Origin of the sequence: Avibacterium paragallinarum, assembly GCF_900450705.1 — a bacterium.
Taxonomy (GTDB): domain Bacteria; phylum Pseudomonadota; class Gammaproteobacteria; order Enterobacterales; family Pasteurellaceae; genus Avibacterium; species Avibacterium paragallinarum.
The window spans coordinates 939982-961274 of record NZ_UGHK01000002.1; the positions used below are offsets into that span (position 1 = coordinate 939982).

At 41.8% G+C, this 21293-nt stretch carries 17 protein-coding genes; 10 read left to right on the plus strand and 7 right to left on the minus strand.

Annotated elements, in window-relative coordinates; genetic code table 11:
• Positions 1-3: 3 nt before the first annotated feature.
• The 7 genes from aroC to DXZ23_RS09370 all read left to right on the plus strand — a co-directional run bounded on the left by aroC (position 4) and on the right by DXZ23_RS09370 (position 8188).
• A complete protein-coding gene (gene aroC / locus DXZ23_RS09340; protein ID WP_017805785.1) occupies positions 4-1086 on the plus strand; it encodes a chorismate synthase in 1083 nt (360 codons plus the stop codon).
• Positions 1083-1940, plus strand: a complete 858-nt coding sequence (gene mepA, locus DXZ23_RS09345) for a penicillin-insensitive murein endopeptidase (protein WP_017805786.1) — start codon at positions 1083-1085, stop codon at positions 1938-1940. Before aroC ends, mepA begins: the two co-directional genes overlap by 4 nt.
• Positions 1941-1955: 15 nt before the next feature.
• Positions 1956-2720, plus strand: coding sequence for a TSUP family transporter (locus DXZ23_RS09350; RefSeq protein ID WP_017805787.1), 765 nt, complete (start codon positions 1956-1958; stop codon positions 2718-2720).
• Between the two features lie 10 nt (positions 2721-2730).
• Entirely contained in the window at positions 2731-3684 is a 954-nt protein-coding gene (gene lpxM, locus DXZ23_RS09355; protein ID WP_017805788.1) for a lauroyl-Kdo(2)-lipid IV(A) myristoyltransferase, read from the plus strand.
• Positions 3685-3766: 82 nt separating this feature from the next.
• Positions 3767-4309, plus strand: a complete 543-nt coding sequence (apt, locus tag DXZ23_RS09360; RefSeq protein ID WP_017805789.1) for an adenine phosphoribosyltransferase — start codon at positions 3767-3769, stop codon at positions 4307-4309.
• A gap of 37 nt (positions 4310-4346) precedes the next feature.
• Complete coding sequence (dnaX, locus tag DXZ23_RS09365) at positions 4347-6530, plus strand: DNA polymerase III subunit gamma/tau (protein WP_035695890.1); 2184 nt, start codon at positions 4347-4349, stop codon at positions 6528-6530.
• A gap of 170 nt (positions 6531-6700) precedes the next feature.
• Entirely contained in the window at positions 6701-8188 is a 1488-nt protein-coding gene (locus tag DXZ23_RS09370; protein WP_017805790.1) for a carbon starvation CstA family protein, read from the plus strand.
• Between the two features lie 271 nt (positions 8189-8459).
• On the opposite strand, the gene DXZ23_RS09375 is transcribed toward DXZ23_RS09370, so the two are convergent.
• The 5 genes from DXZ23_RS09375 to potA all read right to left on the minus strand — a co-directional run bounded on the left by DXZ23_RS09375 (position 8460) and on the right by potA (position 13183).
• Positions 8460-9110, minus strand: coding sequence for an IS1595-like element ISHpa1 family transposase (locus DXZ23_RS09375; RefSeq protein ID WP_017806567.1), 651 nt, complete (start codon positions 9108-9110; stop codon positions 8460-8462).
• 124 nt (positions 9111-9234) lie between these two features.
• On the minus strand, positions 9235-10311 hold the full coding sequence (locus tag DXZ23_RS09380) for an extracellular solute-binding protein (protein ID WP_017805791.1): 1077 nt from the start codon (positions 10309-10311) through the stop codon (positions 9235-9237).
• Positions 10312-10453: 142 nt separating this feature from the next.
• The gene (gene potC / locus DXZ23_RS09385; protein WP_017805792.1) at positions 10454-11221 is read right to left on the minus strand and encodes a spermidine/putrescine ABC transporter permease PotC; all 768 of its coding nucleotides are present in this window, start codon (positions 11219-11221) and stop codon (positions 10454-10456) included.
• Positions 11221-12081: a spermidine/putrescine ABC transporter permease PotB gene (gene potB, locus DXZ23_RS09390; RefSeq protein ID WP_017805793.1), complete on the minus strand. Its 861-nt coding sequence runs from the start codon at positions 12079-12081 to the stop codon at positions 11221-11223. The genes potC and potB overlap by 1 nt, the downstream gene beginning before the upstream one ends.
• The gene (gene potA, locus DXZ23_RS09395; RefSeq protein ID WP_021724407.1) at positions 12068-13183 is read right to left on the minus strand and encodes a spermidine/putrescine ABC transporter ATP-binding protein PotA; all 1116 of its coding nucleotides are present in this window, start codon (positions 13181-13183) and stop codon (positions 12068-12070) included. The genes potB and potA overlap by 14 nt, the downstream gene beginning before the upstream one ends.
• A gap of 200 nt (positions 13184-13383) precedes the next feature.
• Here potA and pepT point away from each other — a divergent pair, with 200 nt between their 5' ends.
• Positions 13384-14640, plus strand: a complete 1257-nt coding sequence (gene pepT / locus DXZ23_RS09400) for a peptidase T (protein WP_017805795.1) — start codon at positions 13384-13386, stop codon at positions 14638-14640.
• On the opposite strand, the gene glnE is transcribed toward pepT, so the two are convergent.
• A complete protein-coding gene (gene glnE, locus DXZ23_RS09405) occupies positions 14637-17591 on the minus strand; it encodes a bifunctional [glutamate--ammonia ligase]-adenylyl-L-tyrosine phosphorylase/[glutamate--ammonia-ligase] adenylyltransferase (protein WP_017805796.1) in 2955 nt (984 codons plus the stop codon). The two genes, pepT and glnE, sit on opposite strands and share 4 nt — an antisense overlap.
• 297 nt (positions 17592-17888) lie before the next feature.
• Between glnE and DXZ23_RS09410 the strand changes: the two genes are divergently transcribed.
• A protein-coding gene (locus DXZ23_RS09410) for an IS3 family transposase (protein ID WP_114995496.1) occupies positions 17889-19228 on the plus strand; the annotation gives its coding sequence in 2 pieces (ribosomal slippage) (positions 17889-18339 and positions 18339-19228; 1341 coding nt in all).
• Positions 19229-19290: 62 nt separating this feature from the next.
• Here the strand turns inward: DXZ23_RS09410 and ubiG are convergent.
• Complete coding sequence (gene ubiG / locus DXZ23_RS09415) at positions 19291-20004, minus strand: bifunctional 2-polyprenyl-6-hydroxyphenol methylase/3-demethylubiquinol 3-O-methyltransferase UbiG (RefSeq protein ID WP_017805798.1); 714 nt, start codon at positions 20002-20004, stop codon at positions 19291-19293.
• A 1090-nt stretch (positions 20005-21094) separates the two neighbouring features.
• Between ubiG and DXZ23_RS15455 the strand changes: the two genes are divergently transcribed.
• Complete coding sequence (locus DXZ23_RS15455) at positions 21095-21244, plus strand: hypothetical protein (RefSeq protein WP_158529145.1); 150 nt, start codon at positions 21095-21097, stop codon at positions 21242-21244.
• The last annotated feature ends 49 nt before the right edge of the window (positions 21245-21293 follow it).

Below are 21293 nucleotides of genomic sequence, written 5' to 3' on the forward strand. Positions count from 1 at the left end.
ACAATGGCAGGAAATAGCATAGGACAACTTTTTCGCGTAACCACCTTTGGTGAATCCCACGGCGTTGCCTTGGGCTGTATTGTGGATGGCGTACCGCCGGGGCTTGAGCTATCCGAACAAGATATTCAGCCTGATTTGGATCGCCGTAAACCCGGCACTTCACGTTACACCACGCCAAGACGTGAAGATGACGATGTGCAAATTCTTTCTGGCGTGTTTGAAGGCAAAACCACTGGCACGAGCATTGGAATGATCATCAAAAACGCCGATCAGCGTTCGCAAGATTACGGCGAAATTAAGGATCGCTTCCGCCCTGGTCACGCCGATTATACTTACCAACAAAAATATGGCTTGCGTGATTATCGTGGGGGCGGGCGTTCTTCCGCACGGGAGACCGCAATGCGAGTGGCAGCAGGGGCGATTGCAAAAAAATATTTGCGTGAACATTTTGGCATTGAAGTGAGAGGCTATCTTTCACAAATTGGCTCAGTAAGAATTAATCCGAAAACGGTAGAAAATATCGCACAGATCGATTGGCAACAGGTGAACAGCAACCCATTTTTTTGCCCCGATCAAAGTGCGGTGGAAAAATTTGATGAATTAATCCGCGACTTGAAAAAAGAGGGCAATTCCATTGGAGCGAAATTAACAGTGGTGGCGGAGAATGTGCCAGTGGGGTTAGGCGAACCCGTTTTCGATCGCCTTGATGCGGATCTCGCTCACGTCTTAATGGGGATCAATGCGGTGAAAGCGGTGGAAATTGGTGATGGTTTCGCTGTGGTGGAACAGAAAGGCACACAGCATCGTGATGAAATGACCCCTGAAGGTTTTTGTTCTAACCACGCAGGCGGGATTTTGGGCGGGATTAGCTCAGGGCAACCGATTATCGCCACCATTGCATTAAAACCCACCTCAAGCATTACCATTGCAGGGCGTTCGGTCAATCTTAACAATGAACCCGTGGAAGTGATCACCAAAGGTCGCCACGATCCTTGTGTCGGTATTCGAGCCGTGCCAATCGCGGAAGCAATGACGGCGATTGTGCTGTTAGATCACCTACTGCGTTTTAAGGCTCAATGTAAATGAAATACGCAATCAAATTATTAAGTGCGGTGTTTTTTTGTGGCATTTTTTCCGCGACCACCGCATTGGCTAGCCCTGAATATTGGCAAAAAGTGAAACGCCCTATTACGGGCGATCCAACGCCTGTGGGATCATACAGCAACGGTTGTATTATTGGTGCGAAAGCCTTGCCTTTTGATGGCGAGGGTTATCAGGTAATCCGCACGAGTAAAAATCGTTATTACGGCCACCCAGATATGATCGCCTATCTGCAGCACTTAGGGAAAAAAGTGAAAGCCGCAGGCATTCCCACAATGCTCATTGGCGATATCGCAATGCCGGGGGGCGGACGTTTTCTCACGGGACACGCCAGCCATCAAATGGGGCTTGATGCGGATATTTGGTTACGCTTAGGGCGTTTATCCGCTCAAGACGCACAAAACCCTGCGGGAATGGGCTTATTGGTGGTGGATCGAAAAAAACAACGGGTCGATGATCGGCTTTGGACAGAAGACCACGAAAATTTAATTCGCCTCGCAGCGGAAGATAAACAAGTGGCGAGAATTTTCGTCAATCCTGCGATTAAATTAAAATTGTGCCAAACGGTGCGAGGTGATCGCCGCTGGTTACAAAAAATCCGCCCGTGGTTTGGACACGATTCACATTTTCACGTCCGTTTAACTTGTCCGAAAGGGGCGACTTATTGTGAAAATCAAGCACCCGTTCCAGCAGGCGAGGGCTGTGGCGATGAGCTATATTCTTGGTTTAAGCCTGCTAAACCGTCCACTGGCACAGCTACGCCCAAAACGCGTCCGCCTGAGCCAATTTTATGCCAGCAAGTGAGCAACGCCCCGAATCAAAGTGAATGGTTGGATTAAAAAAGGGAGCGACAAATGGAAATCAGCCTAAGCCTTATTGCTATCTTGTTTTGTGTGGCATTTATTGCAGGATTTATTGATGCCATTGCGGGCGGCGGTGGCTTAATTACCATTCCCGCCTTGCTAATGACGGGCATTCCCCCCGCGATGGCATTAGGCACAAATAAATTACAAGCCTGTGGCGGATCTTTTTCCGCCAGCTTGTATTTTTTACGCCAAAAAGAGGTGAATTTAAAAGAGATTTGGCTGTTGGTGCTGATGACTTTCATCGGCGCAGTGCTTGGCACGATCCTTATTCAGTTAGTGGATAGTGCGTTGATTAAAAAAGTCATTCCCTTTTTAGTGCTTGCCATAGGCTCGTATTTTTTATTCACCCCCAATTTAGGGGATGAAGATCGGCACAAACGCATTTCTTATGCCACTTTTGCCTTTACGGCAGGATTTGGCATAGGCTTTTATGACGGCTTTTTTGGGCCCGGAACGGGATCGCTGTTAAGTTTGGCATTCGTTACCTTGCTCGGTTTTAATCTTGCCAAAGCCACCGCTCACGCCAAAGTGCTAAATTTCACCTCAAATATTGCCGCACTTTTATTATTCTTAATCGGCGGGCAAATTTGGTGGCAAGCAGGTTTAGTGATGATGTTCGGGCAAATGATTGGGGCGAATTTGGGGGCGAAAATGGTGTTGAGCAAAGGCAAGCAACTCATACGCCCAATGGTGGTGATAATGTCGTTTATAATGACTGCAAAAATGGCTTATGATCAAGGCTGGTTTGGTTAATTGAGGATTTATGACACAACAAGATGATGTACGTTTAACCGCCCGCGTAGGCTATGAAGCGAAATGGCAATGGGCATTTTTATTGCCGAAATATTGGGGCGTGTGGCTCGGTATTTTCGCGTTGGCATTATTGGCATTGCTTCCTTTTCGCTTAAGAGATAAATTCGCAGCCAAAATCGGCTTGCTTGTGGTCAAAAAAGCGAAAAAACAACGCCATCGGGCGAGGGTCAATTTGCAATATTGTTTCCCTGATTGGACGGACGCTCAGCGGGAAAAGGTGATTGACGAAATGTTCATTTGCGTCAGCCAAGTGATGCTCGGCATTGGTGAAATTGCATTGCGTTCTAAAAAACATCTGCAACAACGTAGCGAATTTATCGGCTTGGACTATATTCAGCAAGCCAAAGCCGCGGGGCATAACATTATTCTAATGGTGCCTCACGGCTGGGCGATTGATGCTTCGGGGATTATTTTGCACACCTACGGAATGCCGATGACATCAATGTACAACCCGCACCGCAACCCCTTAGTGGATTGGCTATGGACAATAACCCGCCAGCGTTTTGGTGGCAAAATGCACGCACGTCAAAACGGAATAAAACCGTTCCTAAACGCGGTGAAAAAAGGGGAAATGGGCTATTATTTACCCGATGAAGATTACGGCGAAGAATTAAGCGAATATGCGGATTTTTTCGCCACTTACAAAGCCACCTTACCGGGCTTAAATAAAATGGCAAAATTGGCGAAAGCGGTGGTGATCCCAATGTTCCCGCGTTATAACGCCGAGCGGGGAAAATATGAAATGGAAATTCACCCGCCAATGGCAATGAGCGATGATCCCGCTCAAATGGCTAGGGAAATGAACAAAGAAATTGAGCAATTTGTTACCCCAACGCCCGCACAATATGTTTGGATTTTGCGTTTGCTAAAAACCCGAAAAGATGGTGCGGATATTTATCGTTAAATGGCGGAATCTGTGGTAATATGCGTGCCGCTCTTTTTTATGAAAAAACGGTCGAAAATCTGACCGCACTTTAGGTAATAAAATGAATAAACAATTAGAACTGATTAAATCATCAATTAAATCAATTCCAAACTATCCCAAAGAAGGCATTATTTTTCGTGATATTACAAGCCTTGTGGAAGTGCCAGAAGCGTTCAAAGCGACCATTGATTTAATCGTGGCGGAGTACAAAGAAAAAGGCATCAGTAAAGTGATCGGCACAGAAAGCCGCGGCTTTATTTTTGGTGTGCCTGTGGCATTAGCGTTGAATGTGCCTTTTGTATTAGTGCGTAAACTAGGCAAATTGCCACGCGAAACCATCGCACAATCTTACCAATTAGAATATGGACAAGACACCCTTGAAATTCACACTGATGCAATTCAAACGGGCGATAATGTCTTGATTATTGACGATTTATTAGCTACAGGTGGCACAGTGGAAGCAACGGTAAAACTGGTTGAACGCTTAGGCGGTGAAGTGAAAAATGCCGCGTTTGTCATCAACTTACCTGAGCTTGGCGGCGAACAGCGTTTACGCCAGTTAGGGGTTGTGCCGTTTTCGTTGGTTAATTTTGAAGGGCATTAATTCTCATCATTAATTTTTAAGGATAAAACGAGCAAAAATGAGTTATCAAGTTTTAGCAAGAAAATGGCGACCGCAAAAGTTCTCCGATGTGGTAGGGCAGAAACCTGTTCTTACAGCACTTGCTAACGGATTAAATGAAAATCGCCTACATCACGCCTACCTGTTTTCAGGGACGCGAGGGGTGGGCAAAACCTCGATTGCTCGTTTATTCGCCAAAGGGTTAAATTGTGTCAATGGCGTAACCGCTGAGCCTTGCGGTGTATGCGAACATTGCAAAGCCATTGAAGAGGGGCGATTTATCGATCTCATTGAAATTGATGCCGCTTCACGCACCAAAGTGGAAGACACTCGCGAATTGCTCGACAATGTGCAATACAAACCCGTGCAAGGGCGTTACAAAGTCTATTTGATTGACGAAGTGCATATGCTTTCTCGTCATTCTTTCAACGCGTTATTGAAAACCCTTGAAGAACCGCCTGAATATGTAAAATTCCTGCTGGCAACCACTGCTCCACAGAAATTGCCGATTACCATTTTATCTCGCTGTATTCAATTTCATCTGAAAGCGCTCGATCAGCAACAAATCGCCGATCATTTGTCCTTTATTCTGCAGCAAGAAAAGATCCCCTTTGAACCCCTTGCCATTGAAAAATTAGCTAAAGCCGCACAAGGTAGCATTCGTGATAGCCTAAGTTTAACCGACCAAGCCATTGCAATGAGCAACGGTAACATCAGCCTTGAAGCGGTCAATACAATGCTGGGCTTACTTGATGACAATCAGCCCATCGAGATTTTATATGCCTTACAGCAAGGCAACGGCGAAGCCTTAATGAAAGCCATTCAAGCGGTGGCAGATAACGGTGGCGATTGGCTCGAGTTGCTCAAAGCGGTGGCAGAAACACTACATCAAATTGCGATGTGCCAACTATTGCCACAACCGCAGATCAGCGATGAAAGCCATATCGGCTTTTTGGCGAAGCATATATCCCCCGAAGATGTGCAATTTTTCTATCAAATTATTGTAATCGGGCAAAAAGAGCTGGCGTTTGCTCCCAATCAGCGTATGGGCACGGAAATGGTTCTCTTACGTGCCCTTGCATTTCACCCCAAATTAATAAATATCGCGTCAGTTGTGGATAGCCAAGTAAACTCCTCCAGTCGCACGGAAAACAGCACGGCAACAAGCAGTACAATAAATGGTAGCGTGCAAAATACGGCTGGGAAAAAAGCGGCGGAAATAAATGGCGTGGGAAAAAGTGCGGTCGAAAATCACGGCAAATTAGTTGAAATGCCCGTGGTTTCACCCGCAGGGATCGCACAGCGAGGGAAAACGCCTCAGCCGATAAATCCACAACACGCCACCACGGCTATGCCACAGGCGACGACGATCCCATCGCCGATCGAACCCTCTTCAGTGCAAAGCTTAGGCAATCCTGCGTTAGATGCCTTGAATGCCTTAGATCAGCTTTCTAGCACGCCAATTCAAGAAAAAAAAAACGCTGAACCACAGTTAGATATCGCCGCGATCTCTTTGCCAGTGGTTGAACGCAAATTTACTCGAGCGAAGCCTCAGGCGGTATCGCAAGAAAAAGCAACGCCTGTTGCAATGACAACGCCAGTAAATCCGCCAAGAAATCAAAGTGCGGTGGAAAATTCGGATGATTTTTCCTCAGACAACGAAAATGAAGAAGACATCAATCTTGATGAAAATTATCGTTGGAATTGGCGTAATCCCGAAATGGCAAAAGATCAAGAAAGTGCCAGTCCGTCGGAGATCCGTAAAGCCATTTTGGATAACAGCACCCCAGAGCTGAAAGAAAAAATTCTCACGATGGCAAAAGCACAGGATAAATGGACAGAAACCATCGAACAGCTAGGCATTTCAGGTTTGTTAAAGCAAATGGCGATGAATAGTTTTATTCTTCAGCAAGCTGAAACACAGCTCACCCTTGGCTTGGCACAGGATAAGCTACACCTCAATAACGAAAAACTCCAAACCCAGCTACAAAATGCGTTAAGCCAATTTTACGGTAAAGAAATTCATTTATCCGTAGAAACCAGCCCGCATTCCACACAACTCACCCCAATGGAACATCGCAAAAAAATCTACCTCGAACTAAGCCAACAAGCCCGCAATGCTTTACAACACGATGAAAAATTACAACGTTTTTGTGAAGAATTTAATGGCATATTGGAGCTAGAAAGTATTCGTCCAGTTTGAATTTATGCTTAAAAATAGGTATTTATTATTTATCTGATTGTTTTCTCTCTATGTTTATGAATAAAAACTGTGCGGAAGATCACAGAAATTGCAACAATATATTTACACAAATTTTACTCTTGTTAAACTCTCGCACGGAATTTTATCTTTAAATTTTTATGAGGTTCTTTATGTTATGGTTTCTGTCTTGTGTAGTTTTATTGCTACTCGGTTATTTTATTTACGGTGGGATTGTTGAACATGTGTTCAAAATTAATCCAAACCGTGCAACACCTGCTCACACAATGGCAGACGGCGTGGATTATGTGCCGATGTCTAAAAAGAAAATCTGGCTTATTCAATTATTAAATATTGCAGGAACGGGTCCGATTTTCGGTCCAATCCTTGGTGCGTTGTACGGGCCTGTTGCAATGCTATGGATCGTTTTTGGCTGCATTTTCGCAGGAGCAGTCCACGATTATTTCTGCGGAATGTTGAGTGTTCGTAATGGCGGTCAATCTGTGCCTAACCTTGCAGGGAAATATTTAGGTGTACCCGTTAAGCATTTTATGAATGCACTCGCCCTCGTATTATTAATCCTTGTTGGGGTAGTGTTCGTTATTTCACCAGCCAGCTTATTAACCAACCTAACGGTGGATAATGTGGGTGAAATGTTTAACTTAGAAATGAAAAGCACCTTGTTAGTTTGGACGGCAATCATCTTTGGTTATTACATCATTGCCACCTTAGTGCCAGTGGATAAAATTATTGGTCGCATTTACCCACTGTTCGGGGCGTTATTGCTATTTATGTCTTTCGGAATGCTATTTGCCTTATTGTTTGAAGATAAAGCTTTATTCCACACGGTTGGCGAGATGAGTTTCTCTAAATTCTTTGAAAATATGCATCCAAAAGATTTACCAATTTGGCCGTTAATTTTCGTAACCATTGCCTGTGGTGCGGTCTCTGGTTTCCACGCAACACAATCTCCATTAATGGCACGTTGTATGGAAAACGAAACAGAAGGTCGCTTTGTTTTCTATGGTGCGATGATCGGTGAAGGCGTAATTGCTTTAATTTGGTGTATGGTAGGCTTAACTTTCTACGATAGCCCAGCATTAATGAATGAGGCGATCACAGCAGGCACACCGTCAAAAGTGGTGTATGATTCTGCAACCCATATGCTTGGCTACTTTGGTGGTATCTTAGCGGTACTTGGTGTGGTGATCTTACCAATTACCTCTGGGGATACGTCATTCCGTGCTGCACGTTTGATTATTGCTGAATTCTTCAAAATCGATCAACGTAGCTTAGTGAAACGTTTAATGATCGCAATTCCATTATTCGTGTTAGGTTTCATTATTTCTAAACTTGATTTCCAAGTGATCTGGCGTTATTTCGGCTGGGCAAACCAAACTACCGCAATGGTAATGTTATGGACAGCCGCGGCTTATTTATACCGTTATCATAAATTCCACTGGATTTGTACTATTCCAGCGATCTTTATGACAATGGTATCAGCTACTTTCCTTGCTTACGCGAAAATCGGTTTAGGCTTAAGCTACGATGTATCTGTTTGGGTTGGCACAGGTTTAACAGTATTAGCAGTGATTTGTTTCTTTACCTTGTTAAAACCGATTGCTAACGGTGATCCTGATTCGGAAAGTGTTAAAAGCTAATTAAAAATACGCAAAAATTTAACCGCACTTAATTTATTTAAGTGCGGTTTTTTTCTGATAAATTTATGCCATCGCAATGATTGATGAAGCGGTCAAAGGTGGACATCTTCAAAAGCGGATTTCGGTGTTGGGTTAAACACTTGTTAAGTTGTGTATTAGGTTTTGTTGCGTCTTATTGTCGATTGAATTTGAATGAAGGCTTAATTGTTTGTGTTAGCTCATTCATTTAAGCTGTAAAAAATGGAATAAAATTTGGGGCTGTCCTAGATAACTAGACTAAACTCCCTTTAACCAATTGTTTTAAAATAGAAATTTGACTTTTTATGTTGCTGTAATTAAAACGCCATTCACATTCCTTTAAATAAAGCTCAAAATGCGCTTTTGGGATACCATTAAATTTGCGTAAATGGCGTTTTGCTTGGCTCCAAAAATTCTCAATTCCGTTAATGTGGTTATGATTTTCAGCAAAATGTGTGCTGTGATTGATACGAAAATGACTAAATTCACTCACATCAAGCACGTCATAACTACGATAATTATCGGTGTAAACAATACTATCAGGCTTTACCTGCTCCCGAATAATGGGTAACAAGGTGGCAGATTGCGTATTTGGAACCGCAACGGTATAAACCTTGCCATTGCGCTTGAGAAGCCCGAATACCGCAATTTTCCCTGCCGCACCACAACCACGTTTGCCTTTGCGAGCACCGCCAAAATAACTTTCATCGGCTTCAATTTCACCTTCAAACATCTCTAAGTGAAGGCTGTTTTGATAGATGAGTTGGCGTAAACGATGAAAGTAATATGCGGCAGTCGTTTTGTTTACATTGACTAACTCTGCTGCTGTCCTTGCAGTAACACCTGCAACAAATAGCTCAATGAGTTTATTTTGTTTGTGCTGACTTAGACGACTTTTTCTCATTGGTTCATTCTAACCTAAATAGATTTTTTAGTTGTTATCTAGGACAGCCCCTAAAATTTTGACCGCACTTCGATTTAAGAAAATAAAAAACCTCGCATTTCGCGAGGTTTTTGTTTAGAGAAAATTATTTTGCGGCTTTTAATTTTTGGTAGTACTCTTCATAGTATTGAACCGCGTCACCAACATCATCTTGCCAGTAGCTGTTTTGTAAGACTTCAGCGGTTGGGTAGATAGCAGGATCTTTGGTGATTTCATCTGGAAGTAATTTTAATGCTTCAACATTTGATGTTGGGTAGCCAATTTCTTCGGTTAATTTTGCAGCGGTTTTCGCACCTAACATATAGTTGATAAGTTTATGCGCACCATCTGGGTTTTTCGCGGTTGCTGGAATAGCAAGGGTATCAACCCAAAGCACAGGGCCTTCTTTCGGGAATACCATATCTAAAGGCGCATTTTCTTTTTTCGCAATACGTACAGAACCATTCCATAATTGACCCACATTCACTTCACCAGAGATGAATGAGTTAGCTGGATTGTCAGAGTTGAAAGAAAGTACGTTTGGACGTAATTTTAATAACTCTTCGTAAGCTTGTTTAATTACTTCAGGATCTTGTGTATTTGGATCTTGACCTAGTTTTAACAACGCGATATTGAAAACTTCGCGTGCGTCATCAAGAAGTTGTACTTTACCCACAAATTCTGGTTTCCATAAATCGCCCCAAGAGGTGAAGTCAGAACCTTTGTAATCATTGGTGTTATAGGCAATGCCCGGCGCACCCAATAATTGTGGTAAAGAATATTTGTTGCCTTTATCGTAAGGTTTGTCTAACCAATCTGGGTTTAATTCTTTGATAACAGGTAATTTGCTGTGATCTAATGGCATTAACATACCTTCACGCGCCATTTTTGACACAAAGTAGTTTGAAGGTGCGATAACATCGTAACCGCCAGCTTCACCTTGTGTTTTTAATTTCGCGTACATTGTTTCGTTAGATTCAAGGCTTGAAACAATGACTTTGATGCCAGTTTCTTTGGTAAATTCGTCTAATAAACCATCTGGAACATATTCTGTCCAAGTGTAAAGATATACGGTATCGTTAGCTGGTGCTTTAGCGTCCGCATTCTTTGTTTCTTTATCATTACAAGCTGTTAAAGTAACTGCGATCATTCCGGCTGTGAAAAGACCTGCAAATTTTTTCATTTCTATCATTCTCCTGTTAAGAGGGTTAGGGGCATATTTTGTTTTGGCAAAACAAAATATGAATAAAAAAACGCCTTGAGTGCGTTAAGGCGTATTCTATTTTGTCTATACTTATTTGTGAAGTATTATTTTCCTTTTTCGATTATTTATCTTTTTTCGCGATAACTTGGCTTAAAATTACCAAGGTGAGCGAGAAAATAATCATAATGGTGGCAAGGGCGTTCACTTCTGGCGTTACCCCTGTTTTTACCAATGAGAAAATTTTCAGTGGCAAAATTTCGTAGCTTACGCCACTCACAAAGGAAGAAACCACGACGTCATCAAGGGAAATGGTAAAGCTTAATAACCAGCCTGAAACAATGGCAGGAAGGGCGAGCGGTAAAATAATTTTACGCAAAATGGTAACTTCACTCGCCCCTAAATCTTTCGCCGCCTCAAGCATTTTTGCGTCAAATCCTTTTAAGCGAGAGAATACGCTCACCACCACATAAGGCAGACAGAAAGTGATATGTGCTAAAAGCAATGACCAAAATCCGAGGGAGATACCTACGATCATAAATAATGCAAGCAAAGACACCGCCATTACAATATCCGGCGACATCATTACGATAAACAACATTCCGCTCACCGCCTGTTTACCGCGGAAACGATAGCGATACAAGGCGATCGCCGTTAAGCCACCCAAAATAGTGGAAAAAGTGGCCGCAAAAAAGGCAATCGTAACAGAATGAAATGCAGCTTGGATTAGGGTATCGTTATTAAATAAACGCTCATACCAATTCCAGCTAAAGCCTTTCCAGCTTAAACCATAGCGATCTGCATTAAAGGAATTTGTAACTAAAATGATAATTGGGATATACAAATAAGCGTACACCACCAACATAAAGACATTACGCAGTAAACGGCTCATTATTCCAACTCCATTTTCTTATTCATTAATTTGCTTGCTTTGTAATAAACAAAGATGAGTAATGCCATTAAAATAGTCAAACCAATGCTAATCGCTGATCCAAATGGCCAGTTGCGAGAAATTAAGAATTCGCTCTTAATTACGTTACCCACCAGTAACACTTTTGCACCACCTAATAAGTCAGCTACATAGAACATTCCCATTGCGGGTAATAATACTAATAAGCAACCCGCAATAATGCCTGGCATTGTGAGCGGAATAATCACTTTAACAAAACGTTGGAAGCTGTTTGCCCCTAGATCTTTGGCAGCTTCTAACAAGCGATGATCTAATTTTTCGATAGCCGCGTACAATGGCAAAATCATAAATGGCAATAATAAATAAACCAAGCCAATGATAACTGCCACTTCTGTATTAAGAATACGAATTGGCTCATTAATAATGCCTAAAGTGAGTAAGGTGCTATTTAAAATGCCTTTCACGCCAAGGAAAATTTTCATTCCATAAATACGAATTAAAGAGTTCGTCCAGAACGGCAATACCACTAAAAAAAGCAAAATTGGGCGGTATTTTTCTTTAATTCGACTAATCATAAAGGCAAAAGGGTAGCCGATGATTAAGCAAATAATGGTGGCGATACCTGACATATAAAGGGAATTCCACACCACTTGTGCATACAGCGGTTCAAATAAGCGGGTGTAATTCTCAAAGGTGAAAGGCAAAGCATAAAAATTACTGCTATCACGAGTTAAAAAGCTCACGGTCAGCACCAATAAATTTGGTGCTAACACAAAGAAAATTAACCAAGCAAAAATAATTGCAATGGTGATTTTCTGGAATTTGTTATTAGCTATCTTCATCGTCTAACACAACCTCCCAGCCTTCGTGCCAAGTGAGGGCAACTTTTTGTCCAATGGAGTGATCCATATGCGGGTCGTCTTCATTGAAAAATTCGCTAACAAGCACTTTCATATTATTGTGATCAAGAATAACGCTGGATTCCAAAGTCATTCCTTTATAGTTACGATCAGAAATATGCCCAATAATCGCTTTAGATTGCTCGTTTTCGTCTAATTCTTCAATCAGAATATCTTCTGGGCGCAGAAGCACTTTCAAATGCTGTTCTGGCTTAACAGGAAGTGCGGTGTAAATTTCGCACACTCTTCCTTCCACATTGGCTTTAACGGTTTTTTCACTCACGCGTTCGATCACTTTGGCATCAAACACATTGATTTCACCGATAAAGCGTGCCACAAATAAATTCTTAGGTTCTTCGTAAATTTCGCGTGGCGTACCATCTTGTTCAATATTGCCTTTATTCATCACGATAATACGATCAGACATTGTTAAGGCTTCTTCTTGATCGTGGGTAACGAAAATAAAAGTAATGCCTAACTGACGTTGCAAGGCTTTCAGTTCATTTTGCATTTCTTTACGCAATTTATAATCCAATGCGGAAAGAGATTCGTCTAACAACAACACTTTTGGCTTATTTACCACCGCTCTTGCAATAGCGATACGCTGTTGCTGCCCGCCTGAAAGCTGGGTTGGCTTACGCTCTGCCATTTCTTCCAAACGAACCATACGCAAGGCTTCCATTACACGGGGTTTAATCTCCGCATTTGGCACTTTTTGCATACGCAAACCAAATGCCACATTTTCAAAAATGGTCATATGTGGGAACAGTGCGTAGCTTTGGAATACGGTATTAACAAAACGGCGTTCTGCGGGGACGTCAGTAATATCCTGACCGTCAAGAATAATTTTACCACCATTAGGATCTTCTAACCCTGCGATCAAGCGTAAAACCGTCGTTTTACCACAGCCTGAAGGCCCTAAAATTGTCAAAAATTCGCCATTGTTAATGGTAAGGTTTAAACCATCAATAATCGTTTTATCACCATAAGATTTGGATAAAGAACGAAGCTCAATAATCGGCTTGGTTTGAACTGAATTTTCCACTAGCTTTGGTTTTCTCCCTAAGAAATTGATTGCAACATACATAGATAAAAATAAGTGCTAATGATATAGCGATCATTCCATAATGAAAAGTAATTAATCGTGTTTAACCGAAAAAAATTGCCTTTAATCTTGTTATATATCAATGCGGCAGATTTTTGAAAGGTTAGAATGGAAAAATGTATTTTAAGGGAGAGTGAAGAATGCACGAGGAAAATCACGAACAATATAAACGAGGATTGCTAGAACGTTTTTTTAATTATGTCAGTTTTGATACACAATCAAAATTTAATGCCAAGACGTGCCCTAGCTCTTCTGGGCAGCTTAAATTAGCTAAATTTCTACAACAAGAGCTTTCAGCCTTAGGACTACAAGAAATCGAGTTGAACAAGCAAGGCGTGCTTACTGCATTTTTGCCCTCTAACCTTAGCCCTAAAATGCTAACTATTGGCTTTATTAGCCACCTTGATACATCGCCTCAATGCAGTAGCAAAAATGCCTTACCTGAAGTTATTGAAAATTATCGTGGTGGGGATATTTCTCTTGGCATAGGGGAGGAATTTATCAGCCCTGTATATCACCCTTTTTTGCAAAAATTGATTGGTAAAACGTTAATCGTGGGTGATGGGAAAAACGTGATAGGGGCAGAGAATAAAGCAGGAATGGCTGAAATTATGACCGCACTTTATTTTCTGCGTCAGAACAGAACGCCCCATTGTAATATTCGTGTTGCTTTTGTGCCAGATAAAGAAATTGGACAAGGAATGAAATATTTTCCTTTGGAGAAATTTATTTGTGATTGGGCGTATTGTTTTGCAAGTGAAGGCGTGGGGAGTTTCGGTTATGAAAATATAAATATTGCCACCGCCACTGTTGTTCTTTATGGTCGTAATATTCAAGCAGGGCTAGCGAAGGGAAAAATGTGCAATGCCTTAACCCTTGCGTGCGAATTTCAAAAAGGGTTACCCGCTCAAGATATTCCCGAAAAAACAGAAGGAAAACAAGGTTTTTTTCATTTAGAAAGTTTAATTGGGGACATTGAAAAAGTGGAAATGCGATATTTAATTTGCGATTTTGATGCCGTGAGTTTTGAACAACGCAAAGCATTTTTGGCGATGATGATCGTGGATTTTAACCGCAAAAAACGCTTAAGGAAGAAAGCTCAGTTAAGCATTGAAGATCAATACGGCAATATGGGTGAAGTCATCAAACAGCAACCAAAATCTATCCAACTTGCCGATTTAGCAATGAAGCAATGTGATATTGAGCCGATTCTCACGCCAATCCGTTCAGGCTATCTCGGTGCGAAATTGGCAGAAAAACAGATTCCTTGCCCAATGTTATTTACTGGCGGCTATAATTTCCATAGCAAGCAAGAATTGACCACCCTTGAAGGAATGTGGGACGCCACAAGGGTGATTGTTAAGCTTGTTGAGCTAGCCAATAAAATGGCAAATTAATCAAACAGCTCTTGCCAAACCTGTTCAATAAAAGTTCGTTGTTGGCGAAATTCCTCTTGGTTTACCACCGCGGGTAGCCCGAGTAAATTTAAGTGGTGAATACGGTCGCGTAATTGGGTGTAAGCGTTTTTTAATTGTTCAGAAACGTTAAAATTTAGCACCGCACTTTGTGTTATGGCTTCGTCTGCCATTGACTCAAAAATCCGCACATTATCCGACCATTTTGTTAAGGCGGGATACTGCGGAGCGTAAGCCAGCACCAAATATTGGGCGATAAATTCAATATCCGTAATACCGCCTTTGTCGGTTTTAATATGAAATTCTTCAGAATGGGTGCTGGCGAGGTGTTGATACATTTTTTCTCGCATTGCTTTCACGTCTTGCTTAAGCTGTGCGAGATCTCGCGGAGCGGAGAGAACCCGATGACGAATGTCTTCAAAACGCTGGCGGAGTTCAGGCTCACCATAAACAGCACGGCTTCGCACAAGGGCTTGTTTTTCCCACGTCCACGCCTCGTTAAGCTGGTAATTTTCAAATGCCTTGAGCGAACAGCCGAGCAATCCCGCATCACCTGAAGGGCGTAGGCGAATATCCACTTCGTAAAGAATGCCCGCATTCGTATTCATACTAAAAATGCTGATGACTTTTTGAGCAAGCTTGAGATAAAACTGATTGCTATCAATCACTTTTTTCCCGCCGACGGTTTGTCCCGTTTGAGTTCCATCAAAAAGGAAAACAAGATCTAAATCCGATTTATAGCCCAACTCAAGCCCGCCCAATTTACCATAGCCAACAACCAAAAAGCCTTTTTCATTCGGAGCGAGAAACTCAGGCACGCCAAAACGAGCGGTAATCTGTTGCCACGCTAAATTTACCACCGCGTCAATAATGGCTTCGGCTAAATAGGTGAGATGATCGCTCACTTTCATCACCGGCAACGCACCCAGAATGTCGGCGGCAGCAACTCTCAGTAAGGTGCTTTGCTTAAATTGACGCAGGGCATCAATAAATTGTTCTTCATCATCTTGTGGCAAACGGAGCAAATATTGCTGTAATTCCGCAGGATATTGGCTGAAATGAACAGGGTTGAGCAGAGCCTCGCGATCTAACAATTCATCAAGCAAAATCGGGTGGCGAGCCACTTGTTCGGCGATAAGTTGCGATTGCGAACACAGCTCGATTAACTGATTTAAAACTTGCGGATTTTCCACCAGCAATTCTAAATAAGTGGTGCGAGTGAGGATTTTTTCCACAATATCCAACATTCTTGGCAGCAAGGTTTGATAGGCTTGATGACAGAAAACTTGATTGAGCAAAATCGGCATTAACTGAGCCAACACGCCTCGTCCACGCACGCCAATCGGGCGGCGGGGAAGTTCCATTCTAAATTGATTAAGCCGTTGTAAAAGCGGGGCATTTTCCTCTGGATTAATGCCATTTTGTAATAGCATTTGTCGCACATCGTCCTCATTTAAATCTTCCTCAAGAAAATCATTCCACTGATTGGCTTCTTGTGGCTCGCTTTCATTTTCCTCACCAATTAATTGTGAAAAAACACACCGCACTTTTTGTTGATGATGTTGCACCAAGGCATAAAAATCCACCCAATTTTCAATCGGATTATTTACTTCAATCGGCTGATGTTGTGCGTTCCATTGGGTGTAATGCTGAGCCGCGAAGATTAACCTTGCACGATCAAGGGCTTTTTCTGGTAGGGTTTGCGTTTGCTTATCATCAATGGCTTGTAGCACGTTTTCCACTCGGCGTAAGAAAAGGTAGGCATTTTGCAAGTCTTGTCGCTCTTGCGAATTAAGCAGTGTCAGCCTTTCTAACTCAGACAAAATCTTCAACAGCGAATGTTGTTGCAAACTGGCTTCTCGCCCGCCACGGATCAGCTGAAACACTTGTACGATAAATTCAATTTCACGAATGCCCCCCGCACCTAATTTAATGTTATCCACCAAACCACGACGGCGGACCTCACGCTCAATTTTGCTTTTCATTTCGCGTAAAGATTGAATTACGCTGAAATCAATATAGCGACGATAAATAAAAGGGCGGAGCAAATTTTGCAAGGTTTTTACATTGGGATCGTGCGGATCTGCCCCTAAAATTCGCCCTTTGATCATCGCATAACGTTCCCAATCACGCCCTTGTTCTTGATAATATTGCTCCATCGCATTAAAACTCAGGGCTAACGCACCCGCTTCCCCAAAGGGACGCAATCGCATATCGGTACGATACACAAAGCCGTCGGGCGTATATTGATCTAACGCGTTAATTAAGCGTTGCCCAAGCCGAGTGAAAAAGACGCTATTTTCAATAGACCGCCTTGCCTCTTGCGTTTGCCCGTTTTCAGGATAGGTGAAAATCAAATCAATATCAGAAGAAAAATTCAGCTCAAAGCCCCCCAATTTGCCCATTCCTAAAATGTAAAGCTGCTGCGGATTGCCTTGGCTATCCATTGGCGTTCCCATTTCCGCACTAGCTCTCGCATACAGCCAATCTCTCGCCGCAATAATCAGGCTTTCTGCCAGTTGAGAAAGACGAATAAAAATTTCTTCTACGGTGGCGAAATTCAAGCTTTGACACAAACTGAGCTTTGCCATTTCGCGATGACGGAATAAACGAAGCTGGTGGTGAAATTCTGTATCGTCCACAACATCACTTAGCAAGGTTTGCAAGGCTTGGCGATAATAATCCGCACTTTCCAAATGGGGAAGCTGTTGCCAACATTGGTGCAAAAAGTGCGGTTGTTTTTTAAAGACTTCTGCCACAAAATCAGACATTGCAATGCCCTGTGCGAGTTTTCCGATTTTGCTTGCGGGATCGTTTTTGTCTTTCGCAATCTGCTGATAAATCTCAGCGTTATAGTCATCAGGAAAATGGTGACATAACAGCTCAGCGAGTTGATTGAGCGTATTATCAAGATGTGAAGTGGCGATTGTCATAGCAAATCCTTTACAAAATGAGGGGGAATGCGGATAACTATAAAGAAATTTTTGTTATTTTGGAAATTTTTATTTTGTCGTGTAAATTGCCTGAGTGGAGATAGGATTTTTAGAAAAATAATGCTTGATGTTCGCTTCTCGCTTGTTTTCGAGCGTTGTAGCAACTGTATTCCGCTAAAAAGCAAAAATACAAATTCGTTAATTAAAGTGCGTGAGCGTCCCATTGCGAGTCATCGCGGATGATCTGCACCCCAAAAGTTGGACTAAATAACCAACTGATTAAGGTGCAGATTTTTTATGACTAAATATACTCAACGTTTCAAACAACAAGTGCTCGACTTTTATCATCAAAATGGAAAAAACCGTTCGCTTACTCGCCAGTATTTTCAGCTTCCCCAAAGCACGTTAGCACGTTGGATTGCGAAATTTAATCATAATGGAATCAATGGATTAGCTGTGTTAGGTAAAAAACGATGTTATTCTGTTGAGTTTAAATTAAAGGTTATTCAAGCTATCAAAAAAGGCCAGTGCTCCGCTGAAGCCGCCTGCTTTCGCTTTGATATCCCCAGTTCAGGGATAATTAGTCAATGGTTGCAACGCTTTGAAAAACAAGGTATAGATGGGTTATTACTCAAACCTAAAGGTCGTCCAAGTATGAAACTCAACTCGCCTAAAATGCCACCAACGCCCAAAACAGAAGAAGAACGCTTGCGTTACCGAATTTTGGAATTAGAAGCGGAGAATGCAATGCTAAAAAAGTTGCAGGAACTCAACCAACAAAAAATGCAGAAAAAGCCGTCATCGTAAATGCCTTACGCTTGCGTTTCCCGTTGGAATTGTTACTCAGGCTAATCGGATTGGCACGCAGTTCGTTCTTTTATCATCTCAAGCCAAAGTCGGATAAAAATGTAGCGATTTCACAGAAAATAGAGGAAATTTATCGCAAAAATGACGAAAATTATGGTTATCGTCGAATTACCTTGGAATTAAGGAAATACTTGATTATCAACCACAAAAGGGGGCAAGCGATAATGCAACGTTTGGGGTTAAAAGGAAAAAGTAAGCAGAAAAAATATCGTTCTTACCAAGGCAAAGTGGGACACATTGCCGATAATCTGTTGCAACGGGATTTTACGGCAACGATGCCGAATGAGAAGTGGGTAACGGATATCACCGAGTTCAAATGTGCGGAAGGCAAAGTGTATTTATCGCCGATTAAAGACTTGTTTAATAACGAAATTATTGCTTATGATGTGGCGAGAAGTCCGAATTTTGAGCAGATAACCAGAATGTTGACCCAGGCGGTGAACCGATTAGCGGGGGAAAAACCGATACTGCATTCCGACCAAGGGTGGCAGTATCAAATGATGGGTTATCGGGAGATATTGAAAAAACACGGTATTACGCAAAGTATGTCGAGAAAAGGCAATTGCCTTGATAATGGTGCGATGGAAAGCTTTTTCGGGCGATTGAAGACGGAATGTTACTTTGGCAAGCGGTTTGAAACCTTTGAACAGCTTGAAAAAGTGATTCACGAGTACATTCATTACTACAACAATGAGCGTATTCAAGTGAAGCTCAAAGAACTAAGCCCTGTGGAATACAGAACTCAGTCCTTGAATGAAATTAGAATATAGTCTAACTTTTTGGGGGCAGATCAAAATACCGCACTTTTAATAACGTGCGGTATTTTTTTAGATCAGTTTTTCACTTTAAATGTCGCAATATAATTGGCACTCACATCGTGGTTTAGCTTAAAGGTTCCCATTAGAGGATTGTGATGGTATCCCACCATATCTACGCATTCTAACTCCGCATTGTCTGTCCACGCCAATAATTCCGCAGGTTTAATAAATTTCTCGTAATCGTGCGTGCCTTTAGGTAGCATTTTTAGCACGTACTCCGCCCCAACAATCACCAATGCCCACGCCTTTAAAGTACGATTGATGGTTGAAAAAAACAGCACGCCATCAGGTTTAAGCAACGCTTTGCACGACTGAATAATCGAATTAGGATCAGGAACGTGTTCAAGCATTTCCATACAAGTGATGACATCAAATTTTTCCTCACCAAGTGCGATGTGTTTTTCAAGAAAATTTTCCACTGTGGTTTGTTGATAATCAATACGTAGCCCCTGCTCTTGGCTGTGCAATTTTGCCACTTCAAGCGGGGCGGTGGTCATATCAATCCCCGTAACAGTTGCCCCTTGTTTTGCCATTGCTTCTGATAAAATGCCCCCACCACAGCCAACATCTAACACTTTTTTCCCAAATAATCCTTGTGTTTGCTGACAAATATAAGCTAAACGCACGGGATTTAAACGATGAATGGGTTTAAAATCCCCCTCAGGATCCCACCAAGTTTTTGCCATTTTTTCGAATTTGTCCAATTCTTGTTGGTCGATGTTTTGCATTATTTTTCTCGTCTTTTTAAATTTCGTTTTTCTTTGGAGCTGATAACGGGTTTCGCTCGTTGAGCGACTTCCTTTCTTCTGCTTACCCAAAAGGAAGCAAAGAAAAGGGAACCCCGATCAAACCGCTTTTTCCTCATTCTGATAAAATTTTCTTAACGAAAAGTAAGCTCATACTCGCTATGCTGCGTTCAGGCGTTACTTTTCTAAAAATTTTATTGGAATGACGGCGGTTTGGACGGGGATTATATTACAAGTACGATGGAAATTTTTAAGTTTTTAAAATTTTGTGGAAAATGACCGCACTTTATGGTTCGAATAGCTATTTTTGTAGTTAAAGAAAATATTTTTTCTACGTTAAATTTCTTTTTTATTTTTTTGGGGGATAACGGGTTTCGCCGTTGGCGACTTCCTTTCTTTTGCGTTCCCAAAAGAAAGGAAGCAAAGAAAAGGGAACCCCGATCAAACCGCTTTTTCCTCATTTCAATAAAATTTTCTTAACGAAAAATCAGCCTGATGTTCGCTTCGCTCTCGCTCGGCGTGATTTTTCTAAAAATTTTATTTCCATTCGGGTAGTTTGGACGGGAGAATGTAACGCTAAATTGTAAGTACAGCGGGAGTTTTTCAAGTTTTTAAAATTTTATGGAAAATGACCGCACTTTATGGTTCGAATAGCTATTTTTGTAGTTAAAGAAAATATTTTTTCTACGTTAAATTTCTTTTTTATTTTTTTTTGGGTAACGGGTTTCGCTCATTGAGCGACCTACTTTCTTTTGCTTGCTCAAAAGAAAGTAGGCAAAGAAAAAAACACCCGACTAAATTGCTTATCTTCATTTTTAACAAATTTTCTTAACGAAAAGTAAGCCCATACTCGCTACGCTGCGTTTAGGCGTTACTTTTCTAAAAATTTGTCAAAAATGAAGGCAATTTACACGGGAGATGATAATACACTTTCAATAGGTTACACCTACTAGTCCCCCTCTTTAGTAAAGAGGGGTTAGGGGAGATTTGTTTTGGAAGACACTTCACCACCTACGAGCCGTAGGCGGTTAGATAACACAGCCACGCTGTGGCTGAGATAAGGGAATTTTCTTTGCACTTTCTAAAAATCCCAAAATTCCCACTGCACTTTAAAATTTACCCTAACCGTATTCCCCGTCCAAACCGCCCGAATGGAGATAAAATTTTTAGAAAAATCACGCCGAGCGAGAGCGAAGCGAACATCAGGCTGATTTTTCGTTAAGAAAATTTTATTGAAATGAGGAAAAGCGGTTTGATCGGGGTTCCCTTTT